The following is a 276-nucleotide window of genomic DNA, read 5'->3' as shown; positions in this document are numbered from 1 at the left end:
GTTTTACATCGGTAGCGACACTGACACAAGCGCTCACCCGCCTCGCCCCTGAACGTATCGTGATGGAGGCCACCGGCGTCTATCACTTCGACCTCGCAGTGGCTCTGGTTCGTGCGGGGTTGCCTGCCTGCGTGATTAACCCGCGCAGCTACCATCACTTTGCTGCCATGAAGCTCAGTCCTTCCAGAACCGATGTCACGGACGCCGCACTGCTGGCCGAATACGGAGAATGTATGAAGCCCGCGCTCTGGACTCCACCTGATGACGCCTGCCTTG

The 276-nt window shown here is 59.8% G+C and carries 1 protein-coding gene; it reads left to right on the top strand.

The features are described 5' to 3' along the window. Window positions 1–276, top strand: a 276-nt coding sequence (locus tag U869_RS0128860; protein ID WP_029988769.1) for a transposase, incomplete at both ends; no start/stop codon positions are given.

This window comes from Serratia sp. H1w, from assembly GCF_000633355.1.
GTDB lineage: Bacteria > Pseudomonadota > Gammaproteobacteria > Enterobacterales > Enterobacteriaceae > Chania.
The sequence above is the reverse complement of the archived record's forward strand: the minus strand, read 5'-3'. Positions and strand labels throughout refer to the sequence as shown.